Origin of the sequence: Aliidiomarina minuta (genome assembly GCF_003987145.1) — a bacterium.
Classification (GTDB): domain Bacteria; phylum Pseudomonadota; class Gammaproteobacteria; order Enterobacterales; family Alteromonadaceae; genus Aliidiomarina; species Aliidiomarina minuta.
In genome coordinates, this window is record NZ_PIPL01000003.1 from 156,979 (window position 1) to 181,711 (window position 24,733).

Annotated in this window: 23 protein-coding genes; 11 read left to right on the forward strand and 12 right to left on the reverse strand. The window is 50.1% G+C overall.

The genetic code is table 11. The features are described from left to right. Nucleotides 1-38 precede the first annotated feature (38 nt). From CWE09_RS12460 to CWE09_RS14275, 4 genes are read right to left on the reverse strand one after another with little or no spacing between them, the layout of a single operon-like run. Nucleotides 39-1,388 (reverse strand): sulfite reductase subunit alpha, encoded by a 1,350-nt coding sequence (locus CWE09_RS12460; protein WP_126804384.1) that lies wholly within the window; start codon nt 1,386-1,388, stop codon nt 39-41. A 3-nt stretch (nt 1,389-1,391) separates the two neighbouring features. After that, entirely contained in the window at nt 1,392-2,216 is an 825-nt protein-coding gene (locus CWE09_RS12465) for a DUF4198 domain-containing protein (RefSeq protein WP_126804385.1), read from the reverse strand. A 31-nt stretch (nt 2,217-2,247) separates the two neighbouring features. Continuing rightward, nucleotides 2,248-2,772, reverse strand: a complete 525-nt coding sequence (locus tag CWE09_RS14270; RefSeq protein WP_126804386.1) for a DUF2271 domain-containing protein — start codon at nt 2,770-2,772, stop codon at nt 2,248-2,250. Between the two features lie 12 nt (nt 2,773-2,784). Further along, nucleotides 2,785-3,381, reverse strand: coding sequence for a PepSY-associated TM helix domain-containing protein (locus tag CWE09_RS14275; protein ID WP_126804387.1), 597 nt, complete (start codon nt 3,379-3,381; stop codon nt 2,785-2,787). Nucleotides 3,382-3,493: 112 nt separating this feature from the next. Between CWE09_RS14275 and CWE09_RS12480 the strand changes: the two genes are divergently transcribed. From CWE09_RS12480 to CWE09_RS12500, 5 genes are all read left to right on the forward strand, one after another. Beyond that, nucleotides 3,494-5,833 (forward strand): TonB-dependent receptor domain-containing protein, encoded by a 2,340-nt coding sequence (locus CWE09_RS12480; RefSeq protein ID WP_126804388.1) that lies wholly within the window; start codon nt 3,494-3,496, stop codon nt 5,831-5,833. A gap of 143 nt (nt 5,834-5,976) precedes the next feature. Further along, entirely contained in the window at nt 5,977-9,648 is a 3,672-nt protein-coding gene (locus CWE09_RS12485; RefSeq protein WP_126804389.1) for an ATP-binding protein, read from the forward strand. After that, a complete protein-coding gene (locus CWE09_RS12490; RefSeq protein WP_126804390.1) occupies nt 9,645-10,265 on the forward strand; it encodes a DUF4194 domain-containing protein in 621 nt (206 codons plus the stop codon). Before CWE09_RS12485 ends, CWE09_RS12490 begins: the two co-directional genes overlap by 4 nt. Then, entirely contained in the window at nt 10,265-11,503 is a 1,239-nt protein-coding gene (locus CWE09_RS12495) for a hypothetical protein (RefSeq protein ID WP_126804391.1), read from the forward strand. The genes CWE09_RS12490 and CWE09_RS12495 overlap by 1 nt, the downstream gene beginning before the upstream one ends. A gap of 2 nt (nt 11,504-11,505) precedes the next feature. Further along, nucleotides 11,506-12,375: a DUF7281 domain-containing protein gene (locus CWE09_RS12500; protein ID WP_126804392.1), complete on the forward strand. Its 870-nt coding sequence runs from the start codon at nt 11,506-11,508 to the stop codon at nt 12,373-12,375. Here the strand turns inward: CWE09_RS12500 and deoD are convergent. After that, complete coding sequence (gene deoD, locus CWE09_RS12505; RefSeq protein ID WP_126804393.1) at nt 12,362-13,066, reverse strand: purine-nucleoside phosphorylase; 705 nt, start codon at nt 13,064-13,066, stop codon at nt 12,362-12,364. The two genes, CWE09_RS12500 and deoD, sit on opposite strands and share 14 nt — an antisense overlap. A gap of 78 nt (nt 13,067-13,144) precedes the next feature. Next, on the reverse strand, nt 13,145-14,026 hold the full coding sequence (locus CWE09_RS12510) for a LysR family transcriptional regulator (RefSeq protein WP_126804394.1): 882 nt from the start codon (nt 14,024-14,026) through the stop codon (nt 13,145-13,147). 108 nt (nt 14,027-14,134) lie between these two features. Here CWE09_RS12510 and CWE09_RS12515 point away from each other — a divergent pair, with 108 nt between their 5' ends. Next, nucleotides 14,135-15,019: a cation diffusion facilitator family transporter gene (locus CWE09_RS12515; protein ID WP_126804395.1), complete on the forward strand. Its 885-nt coding sequence runs from the start codon at nt 14,135-14,137 to the stop codon at nt 15,017-15,019. Nucleotides 15,020-15,033: 14 nt separating this feature from the next. On the opposite strand, the gene CWE09_RS12520 is transcribed toward CWE09_RS12515, so the two are convergent. After that, nucleotides 15,034-15,306: an acylphosphatase gene (locus CWE09_RS12520; RefSeq protein ID WP_126804396.1), complete on the reverse strand. Its 273-nt coding sequence runs from the start codon at nt 15,304-15,306 to the stop codon at nt 15,034-15,036. A 77-nt stretch (nt 15,307-15,383) separates the two neighbouring features. Between CWE09_RS12520 and dgt the strand changes: the two genes are divergently transcribed. After that, a complete protein-coding gene (gene dgt / locus CWE09_RS12525; RefSeq protein WP_126804397.1) occupies nt 15,384-16,835 on the forward strand; it encodes a dGTPase in 1,452 nt (483 codons plus the stop codon). On the opposite strand, the gene CWE09_RS12530 is transcribed toward dgt, so the two are convergent. Together CWE09_RS12530 and CWE09_RS12535 are read right to left on the reverse strand one after the other, a co-directional pair. Continuing rightward, nucleotides 16,807-17,319 carry a YqiA/YcfP family alpha/beta fold hydrolase gene (locus CWE09_RS12530; protein WP_126804398.1) on the reverse strand — a complete coding sequence of 171 codons (513 nt, stop codon included), beginning with the start codon at nt 17,317-17,319 and terminating at the stop codon, nt 16,807-16,809. The genes dgt and CWE09_RS12530 overlap by 29 nt on opposite strands. Before the next feature lie 4 nt (nt 17,320-17,323). Further along, nucleotides 17,324-18,955, reverse strand: a complete 1,632-nt coding sequence (locus CWE09_RS12535) for a methyl-accepting chemotaxis protein (RefSeq protein ID WP_126804399.1) — start codon at nt 18,953-18,955, stop codon at nt 17,324-17,326. Nucleotides 18,956-19,118: 163 nt separating this feature from the next. On the opposite strand from CWE09_RS12535, the gene CWE09_RS12540 reads away from it, so the two are divergent. Next, complete coding sequence (locus tag CWE09_RS12540) at nt 19,119-19,421, forward strand: DUF6694 family lipoprotein (RefSeq protein WP_126804400.1); 303 nt, start codon at nt 19,119-19,121, stop codon at nt 19,419-19,421. Between the two features lie 53 nt (nt 19,422-19,474). Here CWE09_RS12540 and CWE09_RS12545 read toward each other — a convergent pair whose 3' ends face one another. Then, nucleotides 19,475-20,086, reverse strand: coding sequence for an FMN-dependent NADH-azoreductase (locus CWE09_RS12545; protein WP_126804401.1), 612 nt, complete (start codon nt 20,084-20,086; stop codon nt 19,475-19,477). 112 nt (nt 20,087-20,198) lie between these two features. Here CWE09_RS12545 and CWE09_RS12550 point away from each other — a divergent pair, with 112 nt between their 5' ends. Together CWE09_RS12550 and CWE09_RS12555 are read left to right on the forward strand one after the other, a co-directional pair. Next, nucleotides 20,199-21,137, forward strand: a complete 939-nt coding sequence (locus CWE09_RS12550) for a LysR family transcriptional regulator (protein WP_126804402.1) — start codon at nt 20,199-20,201, stop codon at nt 21,135-21,137. 47 nt (nt 21,138-21,184) lie between these two features. Then, a complete protein-coding gene (locus tag CWE09_RS12555; RefSeq protein WP_126804403.1) occupies nt 21,185-21,670 on the forward strand; it encodes a YajQ family cyclic di-GMP-binding protein in 486 nt (161 codons plus the stop codon). Here the strand turns inward: CWE09_RS12555 and fghA are convergent. Both fghA and CWE09_RS12565 read right to left on the reverse strand, forming a co-directional pair. After that, entirely contained in the window at nt 21,667-22,530 is an 864-nt protein-coding gene (fghA, locus tag CWE09_RS12560) for an S-formylglutathione hydrolase (protein ID WP_126804404.1), read from the reverse strand. The genes CWE09_RS12555 and fghA overlap by 4 nt on opposite strands. A gap of 12 nt (nt 22,531-22,542) precedes the next feature. After that, nucleotides 22,543-23,667, reverse strand: a complete 1,125-nt coding sequence (locus CWE09_RS12565) for an S-(hydroxymethyl)glutathione dehydrogenase/class III alcohol dehydrogenase (RefSeq protein ID WP_126804405.1) — start codon at nt 23,665-23,667, stop codon at nt 22,543-22,545. A 127-nt stretch (nt 23,668-23,794) separates the two neighbouring features. Between CWE09_RS12565 and CWE09_RS12570 the strand changes: the two genes are divergently transcribed. Continuing rightward, the gene (locus CWE09_RS12570) at nt 23,795-24,676 is read left to right on the forward strand and encodes a LysR substrate-binding domain-containing protein (RefSeq protein WP_126804406.1); all 882 of its coding nucleotides are present in this window, start codon (nt 23,795-23,797) and stop codon (nt 24,674-24,676) included. The last annotated feature ends 57 nt before the right edge of the window (nt 24,677-24,733 follow it).

Below are 24,733 nucleotides of genomic sequence, written 5' to 3' on the forward strand. Positions count from 1 at the left end.
CCTGATTTATTTATTATGCCTCTAGCATAAGCAATAAATCAGTAGAGGTCACGCAGGTAACGGTTTTGCTCCTGCATAATGCTGATCACATGGTTACCCACTATTTCCCTGAGTGCCTCATCGACAGCCTGGCCCATGCCATTTTTACAACCACAGACATAAACCGCAGCACCAGCCATTAACCAGCTACGCAGTCGGGGCGCCTGCTCATGCAAAATATCCTGTACGTAACGTGGACGTTTAGGGTCACGAGAAAAAGCACGGTCTTCGCAGAGTAGCTGGCCGCAGCTCTGCATTGAGCGGGTTTCGGCACAAAAAATACGGTCACACGATGGGTCCCGCTCTCCGAAAATAAGCCATTGACGACTGCCGGGTAAGTGGCTTCGTTCACGTAATAAGGCGCGCAGGCCAGCCATACCACTACCATTGCCAATCAGGATTAAGGGAGTCTTCACAGGTACCGAACTGAATGCGGGGTTAGGCCGGATGCGCAGTTTCACCTGGCTGCCGCCGTCAGCGCGTTCGGTTAACCATCCGGACCCCTTACCCAGACGACCATCTGGCAAAAGCATCTGACGCACGACCAGATCCAGTCGCTCATCCTGCACCACGGAAGCAATGCTATAGGTGCGCAAATCGCCATCGGGAAGGCGAATGTCAATCAGATCGCCAGCCCGCCATTCGGGTAACTGGCCGTTCAAGGGGTGCAAACCTAAATGAAACAGAGGTGCGCCCGGACTGCCTTCATTGATACATTCACGATGTATCAGGCGCCAGTCGGTAAAGTCATGACTGTCCTGTAGTTCAATATTAAATTGTTGCTGAAGTAATTGTGACCAGAGTTCCAGATCGGAGCGATGCATGCGGTCAACTTTGATAATGGAACGTATAGGGTTGCCCTGCAATCGTTGCAGTCCGGCGTATAACTCTTCGCCGAAAGCACAGTAATCCGGATAGCTTTTGTCGCCAAGCGCTAACACCGCATATTTAAGGTGGGGTAAGCGCAGTTTGCTGGCCGAACTGATAAAGCGGCGCTTAAATTTCTGGCCATTATCCGGAGGTTCACCGACACCATAAGTACTGACTATAAAAAGCGCCTGCTGCACATCTTTCAACTGCTGTTCATCAATGGCATCCAGTTCCTGCAGTCGTATCTGAAAATGAGCAGAGAGTTGAGCCGCCGCCTGCTCAGCGAGTAGTTGAGCCTGTCCGCTTTGGCTGGCCCAACCAATGAGCAGAGGTTCTTTGTGACTGTTGTCACTGCTTGTTGCTACCTGCAGTGCGTCGCTCAGGCGTTTGGATAACGCCTGCTGTGGACGGCGCAGTAACCAGAAGCTGGTTACCGCCCACAGCGAGATCAGGACACCTGCAATGACCTGACTATCCATAGATTACCCCGGGAAAACTTCGAAGGTAGCTGTGTAGCTGCCCTGGCGAGTGGTAGCTGGTGGCTGTGCATTGTCATCGCTGTAACGCGCGGAGAACCAATACATACCAGCATGCGGCCAGTTTACTTGCAGCATGCCCTGCTCATCGGTGACCAGTTCAATGGCGTCCTGCTGATCGCGATAACGCATGCCACCGGCAAGAATGGAGACTTCAGCACCGACAGCGGGTTCGCCGTCTATGAGCAGTTGAAAGTTGGCGGTTTCTCCGGCAAAAAGGTCGTTAGGATGGGTGTGAGCTTTAAACTCAAGGCCCTGACCTACCGGTTCGATCACAGCAAAGTCCGGTGCTCCGGCAGTAATAAAGGTTTCAATACGACGTGAGGATATACTTACCTGCAAGTCGTCTGCGTCCTGAGGCACTTCGCGGGCAAAGGCTTCGTCATCAGGTTGTTGTCCACGCCCTGGGAAAAAGCCCCGGGAGCCGTCTTCATTGGTCCAGCGCGCGCTTAATCCATAACTGGCGGTATATACGCGGTAAGTTCCCGGTTGTTCCAGTTGCAGATCAAATACGGTGCGATAACGTCCGCTGTGCAGATTTTGCGGATCCATTAACTCGCCGTCAGCACCTTGTACCTGAATAGAATCTGCGCCCATGGCGCGATAGTCCGTGTGGAAAATGTCATTGGAAATAGCGGCGTCTACGGTAACCCAGGGACTATCGCCGGCGAGCACTGTAGAACCGGGCAATACCCAGGCGCGGTGCGCATGAGCTGGGGCCGATAAAACGCCGGCCAGAATAAGGCAAAGGGGAATAATTTTGTGTTTCATAAGAGAAGTCCTTTTGTTTAATGGTTAAATTTTAAAGATTGATAGATAAAGTAATGTTGCCGAGTTCGTTTTCGCCTTGTACGGATTGGCTGAAAGATTGCTGTAACGGCCAGCTAAAAGGGATTTGCAGGAGTTCGCGGCCACCGACTTCACGGGAGGCCTCGATGACCAGCTGGTAATCACCTTCTGGCAGACTGGAAAAGTCATAGTCGGCATCAGTAAACGTCAGGCTGTGGGTGCCAGGCGCACGCGTAGCACCACTGAGTCCATCTACCGGTAAGTCCAGAGTGCGACCACTGCGACGCCACCACTGGCGCAGATCTTTTAACCATTGCTCACCCTCTTGGTTGCGCATCGCAATGTCGTACCAGACCGTTAAATCAGTAACCCGCTGCTGACGTTCATCCGCTATCCAAATCGCCACATAAGGGCGATGGTACTCAGCCACATTCAGGCGCGGTATTTCGACCTCAACCTGCATGGTACTGGCTTGAGTGGCGAGTGGCAGAAGCAGGCTGCTGAACAGGGCAGCACTGATAATGGAAGTTTTGAGCATAGTGAAAAGTCCTTATCCGTTATGACTAAATAAAAGCAGTAAAAGAATCGGTGCCAGCAGGCCCAGCGACGTCAGGGGCCAGGTAGAAGGCCGTTTTGATGAATGTCGCTGTAGCAATACAAGGCCTGTGATCGCAAAGATGACGCAGGCCAGCGCTGTCAGATCAATAAAGAGTGACCAGGCGGCTCCTGTATGGCGGCCTTTGTGCAGGTCATTGAAATAGGATATCCAACCACGGGAAGTGACTTCATACAGCACTTCACCATTTGCAAAGTCGATACTGAGCCAGGCATCTCCGCCGGGTCTGGGCATGCTCAGATAAAAATCATGAGGGCTCCACTCGGCGCCGCTACCGGCAATGGAAACATTCAGCTCATCGCGTATCCACTGGTCGACGTTGGCCGGTACCTCGGGTTCGCTTTGCTGCAACTGTTCAAGCAGCGCCTGAGGCATTTCAACAATATGCTCTGTGACTTTCGGCGTAGCTTCAATGCTGGCGGCATGATTCAGGGTAAAGCCGGTTATTGCAAATAAGAGTAATGCCGCCAGGCACAACGCAGAGCTGATCCAATGCCACTGACGAACTGAGCCGAGATAATTTCGAACCATTTTTAACCTAAATGATATTTATTCGTATTTGATGTGGACAATATAAATGATAGTCATTATCATTTGCAAATCTTTTCGTAGGTTCAACATAAATAATTGCAGGAGAGCAACAATGAAGTCATTGCATGTAACTGCCGTCGCGACGGCAGTCGCGCTGGTTCTTGGAAGCGGAGCGGTATCGGCTAAAGGCGGATTAAGCGAAGAAGAGCTGGCGCGCATGGAAGTAATGGTAGTGACCGCATCAGGATTTGAGCAAAAACTGACTGATGCTCCCGCCAGTGTTAGCGTTATTAGTCGTGAAGAGTTACAGAACCGCCCTTATAGCGGACTCGCCGATGCTCTGCGCGATCTGGAGGGCATTGATGTCGGTGCCGGACAGGATAAAAACGGTAATATCAGTGTGACTATGCGTGGCTTACCTGCAAATTATACGTTGATTCTGATTGATGGCCGCCGGCAAAGCGATGTGGGCAATATAGGGCCGAATAACTTCGGCAATAGCCAGTTTATGTACATGCCTCCGCTGGAAGCGATTGAGCGTATTGAAGTCGTGCGGGGACCTATGTCGACGCTCTATGGGGCCGACGCCATTGGCGGCGTTATTAATATTATTACGCGTCGTAACCTGGATACTTTTCATGGCAGTGTAACCGCAGGCGCCACAGTACAGCAGGACAGCCAGTATGGCGATGATTCCAATCTGGATGTGTATCTGACTGGACCGTTAATTAAAGATCGGTTGAGCATGAGCCTGTACGGCAGCATCTTTACCCGTGGCGATAGTGAGCCGGGTTATGAGGACGAACTGCCGTTGCCTGATGGCAGCACCTGGTCAGACAGTGGCAGTTTTGGCGACCGTAAAGTGGTCGGCGCTAAAATCTGGAACAGTGGCGTTAACCTGACGTTTACCCCGGCTGAAGCCCATGATTTTATTCTTAGTTATGATGTGGCTCGACAGCGTTATGATAATACAGAAGGCCAGGTAGGTACTCTGGATGCTCCGGAAAGTTTATGGCGCGCCAGTAATGGCTCGGTTCAGCCTCGTGTAGGTTATACCCCTCATCAACGTGTGGAACGCGAGCAGCTGGTACTTTCTCATATAGGTCGCTGGGAGCATGCCACGACAACCACCCAAATTACTCGCAGCACCAGTGAAAACCTGGGTCGTTCACTACCGCTGAATGTGACTGAGCGTGCTGGCGTGCAGGCCATGTGGGACCAGGCCGTGGAAGATCAGGGCGTGAACAGACCTGAATTAACAGATGAGATTCGTGCTCAGCTGGAAGCTGACTTTTTACCGCGCCCTTTGCGCGCGTTGTCGATTGAAAATCTGATCGTAGACACCAAAGCAGAAAGCCAGCTAGGTGCGCACTTCTTTGTGATCGGCGCGCAGTATTTTGATGCAGATATGGAAGATGGTGTATTTGGTATGTATGGACAAGGTACTGAAGAGGGCGTTGTACAACGTCACCGTCAGTGGGCTGTATTTGCTGAAGATAATTGGGATATTCTACCGGACCTGACGCTGACCTATGGTTCCCGTTATGACAACCATCAGGTGTTTGGTAGCCAGTTAAGCCCGCGCCTTTATCTGACCCAGCGTGTGGGTGCCGATTGGACCTTTAAAGGGGGCGTTAGCACGGGTTACAAAACTCCTGAGCCTAATCAGTTATTCCCAGGGATTGTAGGTTTTGGTGGCCAGGGGGTATTTCCTATGGTGGGTTCTCCGCACTTGCAGCCTGAAACTAGCATTAATTATGAAGCGGCCGCCTATTACGACAACGGCTATAATTTCAATGCTAACCTGACGGTTTTTTATAATGATTTCGAAGATAAAATCATTCGTCAGGACGACCTGCCCAACTGTGAAGTGGTGAGCTCAGATGAGCGTTGTGTGGATATCGGTGAGGGCTGGGCAGACTTAGGTTATACCCGGTTCAGCCAGAGTCAGAATATCGATAAAGCAGTCACTCAAGGGGTTGAGGTCGCTGGCCGCTATGCCTTCACCGATGCCTGGTCGCTGCGCGCCAACTACACCTATACCGACAGTGAAGTGCGCAGTGGTGCCGATGCCGGCTTACCACTGGTGAACACACCATCACATATGTTCAACAGTAATCTGCGCTGGCAGGCTACTGAGAACTTCAGTCTGAGTCTGTTAGCAGAAGTGCGCGGAGAGCGTTTCCGGGGTATAGCTAATGTGGCAGGTCCGCAGGGGCCGGAAGCACAGAAGCTTTATTATAAACCTTATGAATTGTTGCATTTGGCGGCTCAGTATCGCTTCAGCGATAACCTGCGTTTCAATGCCCGTATTAACAATTTGCTGGATGAGGATTTGTCGAGCCGCACCTGCTTACTGGCGGAAAGCGAAAGTGAGTACCAGTGCAGCGCGGATTACAATACAACGGAGCGGGCGCGTAGCTTCTGGGCCTCGGTGAACTACCAGTTCTAAGCTTTAGATAAGTGATTTTATTTGTTAAGCAGCAGAAGGAACCCGGCACAGGCCGGGTTCTTTTTTTACATAATCTTGGTTTCACCTGAACGATTAAACTGAGGTAGACTGGAACAAATAATTAACCAGCGCATTTCACTTATATGTCTCAATTACTGCGAATTATTATGATTAACGGGCACATGCCCGGTATCGTTGAGCTGGCTCTGGACGGGCATAGCAATATCTGCGGCACCAACGCGTCCGGTAAAACCACCTTGCAACGTATGGTGCCGGTGTTCTACGGCGAGCAGCCGAATCGGGTGGTGCCTAAAACCCGCGATCGCTTTGATGTGTATTACCTGCCTTACCAGAATAGTTATGTGGTTTATGAATATAGCCGGGCTAATGGTGACCGTGCCCAGGTGGTGCTGACTAAAGGTTCAGATGGCGTAGATTACCGGTTTGTTGATGCACCTTATGCCCCTGAACAGTATTTGCAGGAAGAGCTGGAGGGCGTCAGAGCAGTTAGTTACGCCGACTGGGGACAGGCCTTGCGCCGGGCCAATATTGATAGCAGCCATAAAATAGGCGCTACCAGTGAATACCGCAGTATTATTCAGAATGACATTGCCGCCATGCGTGGCAACCGCAAAGACGGCATTAAGCTGCGTCAACTGGCGGCTCGTTATGCTTTAGTGCAATCGCCTCAGCGCCTGCGTCATATTGAAAAGCTGGTCAGTGCCGTGCATGCCAAAGAAGGTAAAATGGATACCTTAAAAAGCATGTTGGCAACTATTCTGGAAGAAGATGGCCACAAGCGCCCGGAGAATACTTTTAAACCCGCCCGGATTCGCACCTGGATTCAGGAAATGCGTCAGTACATGAATCAGGAGGAGCTGCAGAAGCAGTTCTCAGTGGTGCAGCAAACCGCCAGCGATGTAGAGGATAACCTGGCGATATTATGGCAGTTAAAACCTTTGCTGGAGCAGGACCTGGGCGAGCAGAAACAGGCACGCGCTGATGCTGAGCAGTCCCTTCAACAGTGCACTCACAAACTAAATGATAGCGAAGCTGAATATAAAATTCAGCAGCGGCAAGCTAACGATGAGCTGGCCGAGGTGAAGGCGGAACTGTCTCAGCTACAAAGCCGCTTAGATGACCTGCAGGACCGCTACGAGAAGTATCAGGAGCGGGACATGGACGGGCTGCAACGGGATACCGAAAAGTTGTCTTTATGGCGTGAAGAACTGCTTGAACTTGGTGAGCAGTATAAACTGATGATGGAAAAGCATGACGATGCTCAGCGCAAGCTGGATGAGCATAAAATGAAATTGCAGGACGCATTGCAGCGGCTGCAAAGCAAAAATCAGCAACGTATTCACGCAATCCGTCAGCAGCAGGATGAGGTACGTGATCGCCAACAAACTACCTTGAGTGAATTGCAGCAGGAGTATCAGCAACAGCTGGATGCGCAGCATGCGGAGTTCCAGAATCAACTGCAGGAAGTCAGTGCTCAATTGGCTGCTGTGAAGACCCAGTTACAGTTGTCACCTTTGACCAGTGCTGAACAGGAAGAAGTGGTGCAGGTCGACGCCCGCATGGAAGAGGCGCAGCAACAGCTTAACTTAAGTAACAGTGCGGTTGAGCGCGCGCAGCGCGAATTTGAGCAGAGTCGCCAGCAACGCGTGCAAAAAGACAGTGATTTGACTCAGGCACGCCAGGCTTTGCATCAGGTTGAAAAAGAGCAGACTGAACTGCGTAAGCAGCTGAATCCAACGCCTGGTAGTCTGCGTCACTTTTTGCGTCAGCACTATGAAGGCTGGGAGCACAATTTGGGCAAGGTGATTGCGGAACCTTTGCTGCAACGCCAGGATTTGGCACCTGAGCTTGACCCGGGTAGAGAAAAAAACCTGTTTGGTCTGGAGCTGGATCTGGGGGCTATAGAAAGCCCCGAGTATGCCCGCGATGAAAGCTGGATGATAGAACAACTGGAGTCTGTTGAGCAGCGACTGGAAAGCGCCAGTCAACATAAAGAATTGCAGCAAAAAGAGCTGGCACAGGCCAGTCAGCAGGTGAGTGAACAAGAGCAGAAACTGCATCAGTTGCAGCAACAAAAACGCCATGTTGAGCAGGATCTTGAATTTGCCCGGGATGCCAAACAACGACTGCTGGCAGCCCAGCGTGAACTGGTCAAAGAACGCCATGCAGAACTGGCAAAAACGCAGCAACAGTATGAGCAGAAACAGGCCGATTTGCAGCAACAGCGTAGTGAAGTACTGGCCACTATCCGGCATCAACAAAAAGAACAGGAACTGGAGTATAAAGCGACATTTCAGGATGAATTACAACGCTTACAAGAACAACTTGCTGACCTTGAGCTGCAGATAGAAACTAAGCTTAATGCGAACAAAGAAACGCTGAATGAGCTGGAAAAAGCTTTTGCCGAACAGCTCGCTTCAGAAGGGGTTGATAGTAAAAGGCTGCAAAACCTGAAAGCACAGATTCAACAGCATAAAGAGCAGATTCATCAGATCGAATCACGGCAGCAGGAGTTAACCGAGTATCGAGACTTTATGCGCATCGACTGGCAGCACAACCGCCCGCGCTGGATGCAGCAGGAGCAACAGGCAAAAAAAGCCGAGCTGGAAAAAACTCAGCAGCTGGAGCAGTTAAAAAGTGAGTTCGCAGCGCAGGAAAAACAACTTCTGCAGCAGCAAAAGCACTATAAACAGCAGATGCAGGATGCGACTGTGAAGGTGCAGGACCTGAGCTTGCTGGTGCAGCGCCTGGCGGATCTCAGACTGAGTGAAGCTGCAACGGATAACACTATAAGCACGCTGGATCTCAGCGAACGCCTGGGTCGTGCGCATGCCGCGCTTGAGCAACAGGGTAAATTGCAACGTGCTTTGAAAGAGCAGGTGGATAACTTTGAAAGCCTGGTAAGACGCGAAGCCAGTACCGACTTTTTGCAGCTTATGGATCGTGAATATGCAGGCCTGGGTGAGCAGCCTAATGAACAACAGCGCATAGAGGCGTTGCAGGCTTTACTTAAAATTTTGCAGGATCAGCAATTGCAGATTGTTGATCAGGGTAAAAATATAGGTGGCGCGCTGGAGAAATTCTTTATCGTTTTTGACGATATCAACCGCCGGGTTGGTCAGTATAGCCGTCGTTTAACCGAAGTAGTTGGCGATGAATTGAACCTCGAAGGCATCAACCGTTCGGAGGTCAAAATCAGCTCGACTATTGACGAGCTGGGTTTCTGGCAACCTTTGAAAAACCTGACCCGACTGTTTCGTAGCTGGAATGAATCCGGTGCCTTATTGCCGGATAAGGACTATCTGGACACCCTTTCAGATGTTGCGGAATTGCTGCGAGCCGATCAGGAATACAGTCTTGAGTCGCTGCTTAAATTAGAGCTGCACTTAAACGAACGCGGATCTGAATTAGTGATTCGCAATGACCGCCAGTTGCTGGAATCGTCCAGTCATGGCATGGCGTATTTAATTCTCTGCAAGTTTTTGCTTGCCTTCACCCGTTTGCTGCGGGGCGAGAGTGATGTCGTAGTGCACTGGCCGATTGACGAGATAGGTACGCTGGCGTACCACAATGTAGAAAAGCTTTTTGCCGCCTGTGACAGTAATAATATCCAAATTGTTGGTGCCTTCCCGAATCCTGAGTCGGATGTGCTGATGTTATTTAAGCATCGTTATTTAATAGAGCCGCACCCGGAGCAGCCAGGCAAAGGCCAGCTGAAGCGCATTCAACCGCGTATTTCGAGGCTTAGTGAAAAGCTGCAGCAAAAAGCTGCACAGGCGGAGGTGTCGGCATGATGCAACATGGCCCTTTACTGGAAAAATTACTAACCGGTGCTTTTATTTGCGCTATTAGCGACAGCGAGAACTTTCGACGCCTGCAGGACGAGCAACTGCAAGAACAGGTGAGTGATTATCTGAAACCCCTGAACCGGAGGCTGGCGCAAAGCCAGGACGGCAGTGTCTTTTTTGTGGCCTATCAAGAGCTGGATAACCATGCCCGGGAAACGCTGAAGCAACAGTTCAGTCAAACCATCAGCGCCTTATTGCCATTGCTGGAATGGATGCAACTGGTGCAGGAAGCGCTGGGTAAAGACGGCGCGCTGGCGGCTGGCGATACCATTAAACTGCAGGAATTTGCCTTAAAAACCGAAGATAACCAAAGTTTGCGGCAACGCTTGCAGGCGCTGGCGAACGATAAGTTTTTTAATTCTCAGGCCGACGCAGTGGATGCTCAGGTCAAACAAATATTCAAAAGGTTGAAGGAAAATGGCTATTTGCGTCAGCCCCATGGCGACCGTCAGTATTACGAAGTGACCGGTAAAATTGAACATCTGATCGAACTGGTGCGTTTTATTCGTGACGAAGAAAACCTGCCAGTCAGTGAAGAGCCCGAGCAGGAGGAGCTTCTGTAATGGATGAACAGCAGCTGGCCAGTAATCTGCTGAGTCTGGGCAGCGAACGCCTGGCGCTGATTGGCAAACACAGCAAAGCCTTGATGCAGGGTTACCTGAAAGGCGAGATTGACGAAACGCAGTTTTCTGAGCGTGCCTTAAAAAGGCTGGTCAAAGCGCGTCTGTTGTATCAGCCGGATGAAAGTCGCGGCCTGGTGCTGTCGTATCTGCTCAATAACCTGATAGCCAGCATGGTCGAGGACGAGCAACGGCGCAGTATTCATGCTGATACCGCTGACAAATTGGAGAGTATTCGCACTGGGGTGAGTACCTATCGTGAAGCTCAGTATCGGGGTGACTACCCGCGCGCAGAGTTGCAGTTGCAGCTGGTAACCGAGCAGGTGCACAATCTGGCGGGCCAGTTTGAGGAAGCTATTGATAGTTTGTGGCATCGGCTGAATTCCAATTTTGGTTTTGTCAGTAACCTGGCAGATAAGATCCGCGAAAACGAAAGAGCACAAAATCAGATCCGCCGTTTACTGGACGGTTTGTCGCTGATTAATTTCAATGAATTGATTGAACTGGGCGAGGGCAATGCCACTCTGCGCAAGTTGCTGGTCACTCAGCTGCAAACGCGCATGAACCAGCATCACGGTAGCTTGCTGGAAGTGCAAAAACGTCTGGTGCAATTGATGGGACGGTTCAGAGAGCAACAGGCGCGGAGCCTGCTGGTCAGTAACATGGCCGCCTTTTTGCGCCAGCACCCAGGTTTTCAGGTTGGCGATTATGCCTGGCGTAGTCAGGTTCCTGAATTAATTAATCAGGCAGCACCCATACTCCCGGCAGCGGCTATCGCCCTGGACCGAAGTCAGAATTACCCGGCATTGACAGACCTTCTAAAGGCGCTACCAGCACCCGCGAGTAGTGCTACGCCGCCGAGCGAAAACGCGGCGGTTGGCGAAGGGCAAAAGGATGAAGAAGTCGCGGCTCGTCAACAGGCATTGAAAAATGACGTGGAGAGCTTCTATCTGGAAGCTCTGGAGCGTGACCACAGTCTGTCTTCTTTGCAGTATCTAAGCGAGCAGAATTTGGACTGGGACGCCGAAATCTGGCTGTTTCAGGTGCTTGCCGAACATCAGGGTTTGCCTGTACCTCAACGCAAAGTATTTAAACTGCAGCGTGAAGAGGTCCCTGCTCATATTTTTAACGATCTGAGAATTATAGAGGATGTCAGTATTCAGTTTCAGGGGGAACTCTAGGCGTGGCAGAGCTTTCGGCAAAAGCGCGACAAGTGCTGAGTACCTTATATAAGCAGATGCAGCATGCCCAGGCGGTTAAGAAAAAACGTACCCGCTATATTAATGAAATTCTGGATTGGTGTTATCAGGCTGACTTGATTCGCTCCGGTGAGCTACAAGGGCAGTATTTTTATTTTGATAAAACTTTATTAGAGCGTATTGATGCGCTACTGCGCCTGAGTCAGGCCGGTAGCATAACGCATGGAATTCATGGCGATCGTTTGCAGCAGGCGCTGGTTACCAATGCTGAGCATAAAGGCGTCGGTAACAAGCCGAGAGAAAATCGAGTGCTTATCGCAGTATCACAACAAGAAGTCAGTTTGCCTGTTGGAATTAATTTGCCAGCTGCAGAGCATGGCTGGGTTTATCTGGATGTGCATTTTGAGCAACTGGATCTGCAGGTATTTACAGAGTTGGTGGTGGTAGAAAACCTGGATTGTTTTTATCAGTTGAGTCGTTTTCAACTCCCCTGGAATGACAAGAGCCTGCTTCTGTACCGTGGCGACTCCGAATTTGGTGGCGGCAGAGCTCAGTTATGTAAACGCTGGCTGGCTACAGGCAAAGCCTTGAAGTTCTTTGCCGACCTTGATCTGAAAAGCATGCATGAAGCCCTTTATTCCGGCTACACACATCTTGCAGTACCTCAGTTGCAGGACTTTACCGCCAGGGCGAGTGGCGCTCACTGGCGGAGCGAGCAGCACGCTTTTATGAATGCAGAGACGACGGGTCTTTTAGCGCCTTATCTTGAATATGCCAAAGATAATCAGCGTGCTCTGTTACAACAGTGGCTGCAAGGGCTGCAACTACACTGGCTGGATATCAAAGCGCATTAAGAGCGACTTCTATCATGCCGGTGAAGGCTGCTTCGCGTTGCTGACTGGTAGCTGCGGCTCCGGTTTCCAGGCAGTCTGAGACCGTCAGCAGGCAGGCGGCTTCTTTGTTCAGTTCGGCGGCGATATGAAATAAGGCATAAGCTTCCATCTCTACGGCCAGGCAACCGTGCCGACGATGCAATTCGCGGAATATTTCAGATTGCTGGCGGTAAAATACGTCGGTGGAATGAATGCGGCCACTGATTAGTGGGCGTTGCAGTTGCTCTGCGGAGTTCTTGATTGCCTGGTTCAATGTGGGGCTGGGGTGGGTTAACGGCCCTTCAGCGCCTGAGTAGGCCTGGGCGAAACTGGATTCGCTCCAGGCATCATCTGCCAGCAGCAGATCAAAGAGTTGCAGTGACCGGGTATAGGCACCGCAGGAACCGACCCGGATAATACGTTCAACTCTGAACTGAGTGAAAAGCTCATGGGCGTATATGCCCATACTTGGCATGCCCATGCCGCTGCCCATTACGCTCACGCGCTGTCCTTTATAGTTACCCGTATAACCGAGCATGTTACGCACCTGATTAAACTGGGAGACTTCGGTCAGAAAATTGTCCGCGATAAAGCGAGCGCGCAGCGGATCGCCGGGCATCAATAAAGCAGGGGCGACCTGATCCGGGCTGGCGGCAATATGTACTGTACTCATCTGGATTCCTTTTCGTTAACCTGAGTTGCAGCATAACTGAGAATGCGTAACCCGGCATTGATAAGGCGCAAGGCTCACTTATGCGGGATTATTCGCCTTGTGCTGCAAAAAGTGAATGACCTGGTTACGTAAAAAAGTAGCGGCAGGCCCTGGCGATCCTAACTGGAAGCTCTGATACACAAAGCCCAGGGTGGCTTCCTGATAACGAAGCTGACTGAGTTCTCCCTTTTGCAGTTCATTAAGTATCAGAGGCTCAGGTAACCAGGCCCAGCCGCTGCCACTTTTAACCGCGTCCCGCATCACTTCAAAAAGTGTCAGGCCCAAATAATTAGTAGAATAGAGCGCATCGGTAATAATTCTGTCGTTGGCCAGGTGGGCCAGAGTAACCTGAGTATAACTGGCCAGGTCGCTCTCTTCGATATTAGGCATGCTGCTCAGTGGATGACTGGAAGCGGCTACCAGGTGCATCTGGACCGGGGCCAGTGTTTCGCCGAGAGTCTGCTCCGCGTTTGCATACTCCAGACCGAAGGCAAGATCAACGCTTTGCTTCTGCACAAACTGGGCTAATTCCTGCGGCGGTAACAGATAGACAGATACCGCCGTGAGCGGAAATTCTGCTTTAAGCCGATTCATGGTGGAGCGCCAGAATGCTTCAGGCAAAGCGTCGTCCCGGGCGATGCGCAGTTCAGTTTCTGTGCCTTGCATGTGCTGGGCACAACGCTGATTTATCAACTCGGTGTTATGCAGCAAACGACGGCAGTCAGGCAGAATAGCTCTGGCTATGGGGGTAAGCTCTATGCTGTTACCCGAGCGCTGAAAAAGTTGCACATTGAGTTCGTCTTCAAGGACACTCAGGCTTGCACTCAGGGTGCTTCTCTTAATACCTGTATCTCTTGCCGCTGATGTTATAGAGCCGCAGTCAGCGACAGCTACAAAGGCTTTGATCTGGTCGCTTCGCATAATTCACCTACCTCCATGAGTGCTAATTTTATTAGCACTGAGCGATTATGTCGACCTTTTTTGCCGCGTTACTATGCGCCTCTACATCCAGGTTGAGGAAGCAGTACTATGTCGACGAATCAGGTACAAAGGCGAGCTTTGTTATGTTCCGCGTTTTCTGCGTCGTTATTTGCGTTGTCGGGTCTTATTATGGGGCTACTGAGTGGTTCCATAATGATCCTCTTTGATAGCGCTTACTCGTTAATAGGCCTGTTACTGGCTGCTTTATCCTTATTTGCGATGCGGGCTGCAAATAAACCCGCCAGTCGACGTTATCCTTTTGGTCGTATGACGGCGGAGCCTTTGGCGGTGCTGTTAAAAGGGCTGGTGCTCCTGTTGATTTGCCTGCTTTCCCTGTTTTCCGCGGCATGGACTTTATGGCAGGGTGGACGTGCTGTTGAGATGGATCTGGTGCTCATTTTTGGAGCTATCAATGTGATAGGTTGCGCAATAACCTGGGCTTATCTGGCGCGCTGTCGGAAAGACAGTGATGGGCCTTTACTGGTGGCCGAAGTGCGCCAATGGCAAATGGATACCTGGCTGAGCGCCGCGGTACTTATAGGTTTTATCATAGCTTTTGCAATTAGTCTGACGCCTTATCAACATCTGGCTGTCTATGCGGACCCTGTGATGGTGTTATTAATTGTCAGTTATTTCTTTAAAACACCCTTAGGGATGATGAAGAAAGCGCTGCGGGAAATTCTGCTAATCAGTGCTGATTCCAGTCTGATTGAACGCCTACAACAGCAGTTACATGACTCGCAGGTGCCGGTGTCGACCATACGAGCCGCTCAGGTGGGCAGTTACCTGTTGATTGACGTGGATGTGCCGGAGCAGCATGCAGAACATGCAGGTCAGGTACGACGGACGATTGAACGACTCTGTACTGAACTGATGCTGCGGCCAGTCAGTGCTGTCAATCTGGTTGCCAGCCATAGCGATACTGAGTGTTAGTGGTGATCTGAGCATTAGTGATGAATGGTAAAACCAGTAAATTCCTGGGTGGCGTGCTCCGGGACTATCTCAATATCATCCACACGGGCTCTTTCAGGTCCTTGCCAGCACCAGTCGAGCAGTTGTTGTAACTGGTGTTTCTCGCCTTCCGCGATGACTTGCACGCGGCCGTCCGGGAGGTTGCGGGTGAAGCCGGTCACTTCCAGTTGACGGGCTTTTTCCAGCGTGGACTGGCGGTAAAATACGCCCTGCACTTTTCCAGATATGTAGAAGGTCCAGCGTTGCATTGCGTCTCCTTTGGTTACATGGTTAATTAGTTTAGGATAGTAACTTTGCTTCATCCGTCCACCAAGGCGAGTACAAGATGTTTGATTTTGATAGTAAATTCTCGATAGAACGTCCCTACCCCTCGTCTCAGGACGAAACTCTGCAGCGGGCCAATGAAAGCGATCGCGGACGTATTATCAATTCGGCAGCCGTACGTCGTCTGCAGCAAAAAACTCAGGTATTTCCGCTGGAGCGCAATGCGGCGGTGCGTAGCCGTTTAACTCATTCGCTGGAAGTGCAGCAGACCGGGCGTTTCATTGTGCAGACATTATGTCGCAAATTGCAGCAACAGCAACCCGGACACCCTTTGCTCAGCTACGAGCGCTCGATGGAAAGCATGGTCGAGATGGCCTGCCTGATGCACGACATCGGCAACCCGCCTTTTGGTCATTTTGGCGAGGCGGCGATATCACGTTGGTTTGCGCATTGCCTGCCAGAATTGAAAGGAGGTTTATCGCCCGAGCTGACCCATGAACTCGCTAACTTCGAGGGCAACGCTCAGGCGATTCGGCTGATTAGTAATCTGCAGCGGCTCAACCTTACTTATGCCCAGGCTGCGTCGGTGCTGAAATATACCCGGTTGGCGGCGGAAGCTAAACCTGAAACCCATGAAGCTTTAAGCTATTTGAAGAAAAAACCGGGCTATTACGCTTCTGAAATTGATTACGTAGAAGCCCTGAAAAAGGCAGTTAAACTGCCAGACGGGCACCGCCACCCACTGACCTATCTGATGGAAGCTGCTGATGATATCTCCTACTGCCTGGCGGATATGGAAGATGGTGTGGATAAGAATATTCTGAGTTACCAGGATTTGAGCCAGCATTTGCAGCAAGAATTTGAGAAGTTATGCGAAAATGCCGGTATTGATGCCGAAGCTGCACATTTTGCCGACCATAGTTTTGCTGAGGTATTAAGTGCAGCTTTGCAAGCTGCGGACGAAGAGCCTATTAATAAGAAGCATGAATTTTTTGTCAAACTCAGAGTGGGTTTTATTCACGCTTTAGTTGAGCATGCCGCCGATACCTTTATTGAACAGCTGCCGTCGGTTTTTGCAGGCAGTCTGAATCAGGCGCTTCTCGAAGACGATTCTGCCTGTCACCAGTTAATCAAAACCCTTAAAAATGTTGCTGTACGCCATATTTTCAGTGTGCCTGAGGTAGAAACCCTGGAGTTGCAGGGGTATCGAATCATCACTGGATTGCTCGATTATTACCGACCGTTACTGGAACTGTCGACGGACGAATTCCGTCAGTTAACGCAGGGAGAAGGGCGTCAGTTATTGCTTGAGAGCCGTTTGTATAAAAGGTTGCCAGGTAAACACCAGCGAGCTTATTTGTTGCAGATAACGCGCAAGCCTGAGCAGGTAGTTGCCGATGCCCAGACCTGGGAGCTGTATTGCCGCTGCCGTTTATTACAGGACATGGTGAGCGGCATGACCGATCAGTTTGCGCTGGATGAGTTTAATCAGCTTGGAGCCCGAGCTGGTTAAGAAAGGCACTGAACCAGAGTTCAATCTGAGGCAAACTGTTAATGAGTCGATGATCGTCGTTGACCAGGTGCAGAGTGCAGTTTTGCTCACGGGCAAAACGAATGGAATGCTCAACCGGTATGATTTCGTCATCCCAGCCATGTACTATCGCCAGGTTTTGCAGTGTATGGTTTGGTGCTTTGTCTTCATAACCGGGCATATAAATGGCAGGCGCCAACACAAAACTGGCTGCCACAGGGACTTCTTTTGCGGCCTGCAGGGTGACGTAGCCACCCATGCTGGAACCTACTAAGATACATTCTTCTGCTGTTTCATCATGCAGTGTGTTGAGCAGCCGCTGGGCCCTTATATCAGGGTCCATGGTGTCGCTGTAGTCGACGCTTTCAACGTCCAGCTTAAAACGCCTGGCAATCTCTGCCAGACGTTTTATTTTGGTACCCCAGGGGCCGCTTTCCTTGCCGTGTGAAAAAATAACCTTACGCATCTAATTACTCGCTGACGCTGAATTTACGTACGTTATTTTGCAGTGATTGTGCCAGCGCTTCAAGGTCACGACTGGCTTCACTGATTTCTTTGGCGCCCTTCGAAGAAGCCGCAGCAGAATCGGTAATGCGCACGAAGTTCTGGTTGATCTCTTCAGCGACGGTCGACTGTTCTTCAGCGGCGGTAGCGATTTGCGCGTTCATGTCATTAAGCATAGTGACTGACTTATTGATGCCTTGCAGGGATTCGCCAGCACGACGGGCCTGTTCGACACTTTCAGATGCCTGCTCCTGACCACGCTGCATAACACTGACTGCCTGTGACGCACCGCCTTGCATGCGCTCAATCATTTCGTTTATCTGGCTGGTAGACTGCTGCGTACGGGTCGCCAGACTACGAACTTCATCCGCGACTACTGCGAAACCGCGGCCATGTTCACCTGCACGGGCCGCTTCAATGGCGGCATTCAATGCCAGTAAATTGGTTTGTTCAGCTATGCCCTGAATCACTTCCAGCACGCTGCCAATTTTACGGCTTTCTTCGGAAAGATTGTCAATAACCTGAGCAGCACCTCTGACTTCATCGGCCAGCGAGTTTATTGAGCTCTGGCTTTTGGCCACTTCCTGCTCACCCGTTTTAAACTCGGTATCGGCGTTGCCTGCTACGTTAGAGGCCTCTACTGTGTGGCTGGCAACTTCCTGCACAGTTTGCGACATCTGATGAATTGCAGCTGCGCCCTGGTCGGTCTCAGATTGTTGTTGCTCGATCAGTTGTTCATTGCGTGCAGCGGTTTGCGCCAGTTGCATGGAGGCTGCGGCCAGTTCGCTGGAAGCACTTATGGTCTCTTTGATCATGAGCGAGAGATCCTGCGCTAGCTGCCCAACTGCAGCCATAATGCTGCCTTTATATTTAGTGCGCACGCTGACCGTTAAATCACCTGCCGCAATTCGCTTAATAAGCTCGGCGGCTTCTTCAGGCTCGCCACCGATAGTACGCAGCAGACGTGTGATGATGCGATAGGCAATCACAATACCGGCAATAATCGCGATAAGGGTGATGGTCATCATGGCCGCAGCAAAACCTGTGGTTTGATCAATAACGCCATTGACCTGACCCTGAATATTGATTTCCTGATGATCGATCATGGCATTAATAGTGGCTAACCAGTCAGAGTAAGCGGGGGACACTTCATCAAGAACGAAGCGAGTGGCCCGTTCATGCTCGCCACGATCCAACATAGCAATGGTGCGCTCAGTTAAAGCCAGTGTCGCGTTTTCTGCGCGTTCAATATCGCTCAACAGGCGGCGTTCATGATCGCTGCGTGCACGCTCGCTATAAAGTTGCTGCAGCTCACGATTAGCCTGTTGATAAAAATTGTCTAACTCTTCTATTTCATTTAAGTGTGTTTGTGCAGCCTGGCGATCCTGCACCATAACGGCATCCCGGATGGCAATGGCCCGGTCATGCACGCTTCCGCGAAAGTTAATGGCCTGACGCTGTTCTACTGAATCCTGCTCGTTTACAGCAGTCAGAACACGATCCACCTGTACTACCTGAGTAACGCCAAAAACGGTAATCGCGAGCATCATTGCCAGCAAAATACCAAAACCTGTATATAGTCGTGTCGCGATTTTCATAAAACCCCTTACTTTCTTGCTAGTACTTTTAGGTGATGAGAACAGATAGGTTTACTCACTAGGGAAGCTAAAGGTTCACTATTTTCGAAATATATTTCACTCGGAAGGAGTCAGATTTGCGATATACTTCATTTTTGCCCAAATAAACCAAGGAAATCTGCATATGAACAATCTTTATAAAGTATTGCTTGCCAGTATATTTGCATTAGCTCTTGCTGCCTGTAGTGGCGGAGAACCGACTTTGGACATGACCAACGAGTCAGCTTTTGACAGCTCAATTCAAAACGTTATGGCTGAACTGGACGAAGCCGAGCAGGAGCGTTTTTCTGAAGCTTTAAGCGCCATCATGATGGACGAGATGATGAAAGGCATGAGCGAAGGTAAGTCCGAGGAAGAAATTGAAACCGCAATGAAAGATCGGGTTCAAGGTAAAACCGCGAACGAAATTATTGCTGAAGCCCAGTAATAGAAGCCTGGTAAGAAGTGAACCCAGTGGTTTGCCACCGGGTTCATTTCATTTTATCCAGCCGCCAGAGCGTCGATATTAGTGCTGGCTTTATCAATTGACTCCGCACGTTGTTCAGCACTGATATTAAGTCCCTCAGCACGAACTATAGTAACGTCGGTGATGCCTACGAAGGCAAGCACGTTCTTCATGTAGCTTTCCTGATGATCCATTGCCACCGCTTCACCTTCGCTATAAAAACCACCACGAGCCGAAGCCAGAATAGCCCGCTTACCGGTTAATAAACCTTCTGCGCCGCTTTCGGTATAACGGAAAGTGCGACCTGACTGCGCGATACGGTCAATCCAGGCTTTCAATTGGCTTGGAACCGTGAAGTTGTACATAGGAGCACCAATGACTACAAGATCTGCAGCAAAAAGCTCTTCCAGCAAAGTTTCAGTTAAAGCCAGCTCTTCTTGCTGACGCGAACTACGGGCGTTTTCTTCAGTGCCTGCTGCCATTAGTATTTCAGCATCAAGGTGTGAAATCGGGTTGCTGATCAGATCGCGAGTAACCACGGTTGCTTGTGGATTTTCCTGTTGCAGACGCGAAATTACTTTGTTGCTTAACTGAGTTGAAACTGACTGGTCAGCAAAAATGCCACTGTTCAAATGTAAAATATTCATGTTGTACCTTTTGTAGTTGGTTATGTACTGATGCTGCTCATGATAATGCCGTTCCAATTTAAGGACTAGCGGGGTAAAGTAGGAATCACTGTTCCAAATATGGTGTTAATGTATGCAGAATTTAACCAATCTGGCCCTTTTTGCTCATGTTGCTGAGCAAGGGAGTTTCAGCCAGGCGGCTAGGGTGCTGGGCATGCCGAAGTCGACCTTAAGCCGGCGCATTAATGAACTGGAATTAGCTCAGGGAGTGCGGTTACTGAATCGGAGTACACGTAAGCTCAGCCTGACCGATGTGGGACGTGCCTTTCTGGTGCATTGTCAGACGCTGGTGGCAGCGGCTGAGGCGGCCGAAGAGGTCACTCAGTTTGTACAGGAAAAGCCTCGTGGCCGGGTTCGCCTTAGCAGCCCTTATGCTTTAAGTCAGAGCCTGTTGATAAAGATCCTGCCTTTGTTCATGCAACAATATCCGGATGTAGTGATTGATCTGGTGGTAAGCAATGCGGCCGTTAATTTGATCGATGATCAGATAGATGTCGCACTGCGGGTTCGCTCTAAAATTGAGGACTCCTCGTTGATAGCCCGCCCACTGGCCCCCTCGCCAATGGCGTTATTTGCTCATGCCGATTTTGTTGCGCAGAAAGGAAAACCTCAGGACCCGACCGATCTCATTAGCTGGCCTTCGCTTTCTATGCATTACACCAGTGGTCGTTACCAGTATGATTTTACTTCGGTAAAAGGTGAAAGCATGAGCATCAGCTATAAACCGCGTCTGATTACTGATGATCTCTGGGTGTTGCGTGAAGCTGCGGCTCAGAAGCAAGGTATGGCGGCCCTGCCCGTGTATTTATGCCACGAATATGTGGCCCAGGGATTATTGCAACCCGTACTGCCCGACTGGCGATTGCCTGTGGGTAATATGCATTTGGTATATCCGCACCGCCGGGGCTTGTTACCCGCAGTACGTTTGCTTATCGACTTTCTGGTAGAACAGATGCCGATTGCTGCCGGTGAAGCGGGAATTGGTGAGCTTTCCGATGCCTGGGGCGAGTAAAACTGCTATGATTTGACAGTTAATATTTACCTTATGCAGGAGCTTTTATGCCAAGTTTTGATGTGGTTTCAGAAATAGACGATGTGGAATTACGTAATGCTGTGGATAATGCAGCCCGGGAGCTGAGCACCCGTTTTGACTTTCGCGGGGTTGAAGCAAAGATTGAGCTTAAAGAATATACCGTCACTTTGACCACCGAATCTGATTTTCAGCTGAATCAAATGCTGGAACTGTTGCGCAATCATTGCAGCAAGCGCGGAATTTCTATGGCGGGTGTAGATATGGAAGACGAGCCTGTGCATAGCGGCAAAAACTACAGTTATCATGTTGTTTTTAAGCAGGGACTGGAGCAGCCGGAAGCGAAGAAAATTATTAAGAAATTAAAAGATGCCAAGCTGAAAGTGCAGGCGCAGATCCAGGGCGAGAAAGTGCGTGTGACAGGTAAAAAACGCGACGACCTGCAAGAGGCCATCGCGTTACTTAAAGGCTCGGACATTGAGCTGCCGTTGCAGTATGAGAACTTTCGTGACTAAATATTCTGCTTGCTGGAGAGGTTGCCAGCATGAAAACGCAGGTGCTCTTCAATGAAAGTAGCAATAAAGTAGTAGCTATGGTCGTACCCTTCTTGATAACGAATTTGTGCGCCATTGTTACTCTCTTTATTGGCAGCTTCCAGCGCTTGCGTTTTCAGTTGTTCCTCAAGGAAGTTATCGGCGGTTCCCTGATCAACCAGGATCGGTGGCGCCGAAACTTTAGCTCTTAGCAATATAGAAGCGTCATATGCCTGCCAAAGACTTTTATCGTCACCCAGATAATGGCTGAATGCTTTTCTGCCCCATGGGCAATCAGTGGGATTACAAACTGGTGAAAAGGCTGAAATGGAACGATACTTTTCAGTATTGTTTAAACCAATGACCAGGGCGCCATGCCCGCCCATCGAATGACCGCTTATTGCGCGCTCTTCGTTCAGCGGCAATTCCGCTTCTACCAGCGCTGGCAATTCATGCAGAATATAATCATACATCTGATAGTGTTTTTGCCAGGGCTTTTGCGTGGCGTTGACATAAAAGCCAGCGCCAAGGCCAAAGTCAAAAGCGCCGTCAGCATCGTCAGGAACGTCTTCACCCCGAGGGCTGGTATCCGGAATGATAAGTGCAAGGCCAAGTTCCGCAGCAGCACGCTGTGCTCCGGCTTTGGCGGAAAAATTTTCATCATTGCAGGTTAGGCCAGACAACCAATAAACCGCAGGTACTGCTTTGTGCTCGGCCTGCGGTGGTAAAAATACTGAGAACTGCATTTCGCAGTGCAGCACTTCAGAGGAGTGAGTAAAGCGAATCTGGCGGCCGCCAAAGGCCAGCTGTTCGCTAGCCTTATTCAGTTTAGCTGTCGTCATAGTCCGTCTCCGTTAGCGGTCGAAATGAATGACCGAGCGAATAGATTTGCCTTCATGCATTAAATCAAAAGCCTGATTGATATCGTCCAGCCCCATATTATGGGTAATAAAGGTACTGAGCTTAAATTCACCATCAAGATAACGTTGTACATAATCTGGTAACTGGCTGCGACCTTTAACACCACCAAAAGCACTGCCACGCCATACCCGGCCGGTTACCAGTTGGAAGGGCCGGGTGGAAATTTCTTCGCCGGCACCGGCAACTCCGATTATCACCGACTCGCCCCAGCCTTTATGGCAGGACTCTAGAGCCGAACGCATGACTTTTACGTTGCCAATGCATTCAAAGGAATAGTCAACGCCACCTTCAGTCAGTTCAACAATCACTTCCTGCACAGGCTTATCGTAATCATTCGGATTAATAAAGTCGGTCGCACCGAGTTGCTTGGCGATCTCAAACTTATCTTCGTTGACATCAATGGCGATAATGCGGCTGGCACCGGCCATAACCGCGCCGATGATAACGGATAAGCCAATGCCACCCAGACCAAATACGGCCACTGTATCGCCGGCTTCCACTTTGGCGGTGTTGCGTACAGCACCCATGCCGGTGGTGACACCACAACCCAGCAGGCAGACTTCTTCCAGGGGCGCTTCTTTACTGATTTTAGCCAGTGCGATTTCAGGCACTACAGTATGTTCGGCAAAGGTTGAAGTACCCATGTAGTGGTAAATGGGCTGGCCATCTTTAGAGAAGCGAGTGGTGCCGTCTGGCATCAGCCCCTGGCCCTGAGTGCTGCGAATTGCCTGACACAGGTTGGTTTTACCCGAGGTACAGAACTTACACACGCCACATTCAGGCGTGTATAAAGGAATTACGTGATCGCCTATTTCTACCGACGTCACGCCTTCGCCGATGGCTTCTACAATACCAGCACCTTCATGGCCTAAAATAGCTGGGAAAATGCCCTCAGGATCAGAACCGGACAATGTGTAAGCATCGGTATGGCAAACGCCAGTGGCGACAATGCGTACCAGAACTTCGCCTTTTTGCGGTGGCTGTAAATCAACTTCTTCAATAGAAAGTGGTTCGCCAGGGCCCCAGGCAACGGCTGCTCGTGTTTTTATGGTATCCATAGTGTGTCCTTAGGTTGTGATCAGGGCGAATAACATTCGCTGTTTAGTATAGACCTATTGTAATTATTTCCTCGTTGATAGTAATCAGGTTAAAATGCAAATCACTTTTGCATATTTGGTGGTAATCATGCGTGACTGGCAAGGTATTAGTGAGTTTGTAGCTGTTGCTGAACAGCAAAGTTTTACGGCGGCTGCGCAAAAGCTGGGTTTATCCGTGGCTCAGGTAAGCCGCAATGTTAGTGAGCTGGAGAAACGATTGACGGTGAAATTATTGTACCGCTCGACACGTCGGGTAAGCCTGACCGAAGAAGGCACCCTGTATTTACAGCATTGCAGGCATCTGGTGCAAAGCCTGGATGAAGCGGATCGGACGATGAGTAATTTGAAGGCGGTGCCGCAGGGCACGTTAAAAATCACCGCGCCAGTGTATTTCGGAGAAACCCGGATAGCCCCAATATTACATGATTTCCTCTCTGAATACCCGGATATGGAACTGGACTTGCAGCTTACCAATGACAAGTTGGATCTTATTCAGGGTAGCTTTGACCTGGCGATTCGTCTGGGCCAGTTGCATGACTCCAGTCTTATCGCTCGCCGTCTGGGCAAAAGAACCCATTATCTGGTGGCCTCGCCTGCTTATCTAAAGGAATCAGGAATGCCGGGTGATATCAGTGAGCTGAGTCAGCATCAATGTTTGACCGGTACTGTGGAGCACTGGCGTTTTATGCAGTCAGGTAAGAATGTTCAATTCCGGCCCCGTGGTCGTATACGCTGTAATAGTGGCCTGGCTTTGATGGATGCAGCCCTGAAGGGTTTAGGCATTGCTCAGTTGCCAGACTATTACGTGGCAGAAAAAATAAATCAGGGGTGTCTGGTTGTGCTTCTGGACGATGATCGTGAACCTGATGATGGTATCTGGGCGTTATATCCACAAAACAGGCATTTATCCGCAAAAGTGAGACGAGTCGTGGACTTTTTACAGCAAGCGCTGTCAGTGAAAACTATTTAAGACGGTTATTTATTGAATCGGTATTTTTAACAAACATAAATATGATAAAAAGGTAAT

Excerpts from the sequence above, each read along its gene's own strand:
- CWE09_RS12565 (WP_126804405.1), bottom strand. The coding sequence starts at position 23,667 with ATGGATACCATAAAAACACGAGCAGCCGTTGCCTGGGGCCCTGGCGAA.
- CWE09_RS14270 (WP_126804386.1), bottom strand. The coding sequence starts at position 2,772 with ATGCTCAAAACTTCCATTATCAGTGCTGCCCTGTTCAGCAGCCTGCTT.
- CWE09_RS12515 (WP_126804395.1), top strand. The coding sequence starts at position 14,135 with ATGTCGACGAATCAGGTACAAAGGCGAGCTTTGTTATGTTCCGCGTTT.
- CWE09_RS12460 (WP_126804384.1), bottom strand. The coding sequence starts at position 1,388 with ATGGATAGTCAGGTCATTGCAGGTGTCCTGATCTCGCTGTGGGCGGTA.
- CWE09_RS12485 (WP_126804389.1), top strand. The coding sequence starts at position 5,977 with ATGTCTCAATTACTGCGAATTATTATGATTAACGGGCACATGCCCGGT.
- deoD (WP_126804393.1), bottom strand. The coding sequence starts at position 13,066 with ATGAGTACAGTACATATTGCCGCCAGCCCGGATCAGGTCGCCCCTGCT.
- CWE09_RS12490 (WP_126804390.1), top strand. The coding sequence starts at position 9,645 with ATGATGCAACATGGCCCTTTACTGGAAAAATTACTAACCGGTGCTTTT.
- fghA (WP_126804404.1), bottom strand. The coding sequence starts at position 22,530 with ATGACGACAGCTAAACTGAATAAGGCTAGCGAACAGCTGGCCTTTGGC.
- CWE09_RS12520 (WP_126804396.1), bottom strand. The coding sequence starts at position 15,306 with ATGCAACGCTGGACCTTCTACATATCTGGAAAAGTGCAGGGCGTATTT.
- CWE09_RS12540 (WP_126804400.1), top strand. The coding sequence starts at position 19,119 with ATGAACAATCTTTATAAAGTATTGCTTGCCAGTATATTTGCATTAGCT.
- CWE09_RS12530 (WP_126804398.1), bottom strand. The coding sequence starts at position 17,319 with ATGCGTAAGGTTATTTTTTCACACGGCAAGGAAAGCGGCCCCTGGGGT.
- CWE09_RS12550 (WP_126804402.1), top strand. The coding sequence starts at position 20,199 with ATGCAGAATTTAACCAATCTGGCCCTTTTTGCTCATGTTGCTGAGCAA.
- CWE09_RS12570 (WP_126804406.1), top strand. The coding sequence starts at position 23,795 with ATGCGTGACTGGCAAGGTATTAGTGAGTTTGTAGCTGTTGCTGAACAG.
- CWE09_RS12465 (WP_126804385.1), bottom strand. The coding sequence starts at position 2,216 with ATGAAACACAAAATTATTCCCCTTTGCCTTATTCTGGCCGGCGTTTTA.
- CWE09_RS12495 (WP_126804391.1), top strand. The coding sequence starts at position 10,265 with ATGGATGAACAGCAGCTGGCCAGTAATCTGCTGAGTCTGGGCAGCGAA.
- CWE09_RS12510 (WP_126804394.1), bottom strand. The coding sequence starts at position 14,026 with ATGCGAAGCGACCAGATCAAAGCCTTTGTAGCTGTCGCTGACTGCGGC.
- CWE09_RS12545 (WP_126804401.1), bottom strand. The coding sequence starts at position 20,086 with ATGAATATTTTACATTTGAACAGTGGCATTTTTGCTGACCAGTCAGTT.
- CWE09_RS12480 (WP_126804388.1), top strand. The coding sequence starts at position 3,494 with ATGAAGTCATTGCATGTAACTGCCGTCGCGACGGCAGTCGCGCTGGTT.
- CWE09_RS12535 (WP_126804399.1), bottom strand. The coding sequence starts at position 18,955 with ATGAAAATCGCGACACGACTATATACAGGTTTTGGTATTTTGCTGGCA.
- dgt (WP_126804397.1), top strand. The coding sequence starts at position 15,384 with ATGTTTGATTTTGATAGTAAATTCTCGATAGAACGTCCCTACCCCTCG.
- CWE09_RS12555 (WP_126804403.1), top strand. The coding sequence starts at position 21,185 with ATGCCAAGTTTTGATGTGGTTTCAGAAATAGACGATGTGGAATTACGT.
- CWE09_RS14275 (WP_126804387.1), bottom strand. The coding sequence starts at position 3,381 with ATGGTTCGAAATTATCTCGGCTCAGTTCGTCAGTGGCATTGGATCAGC.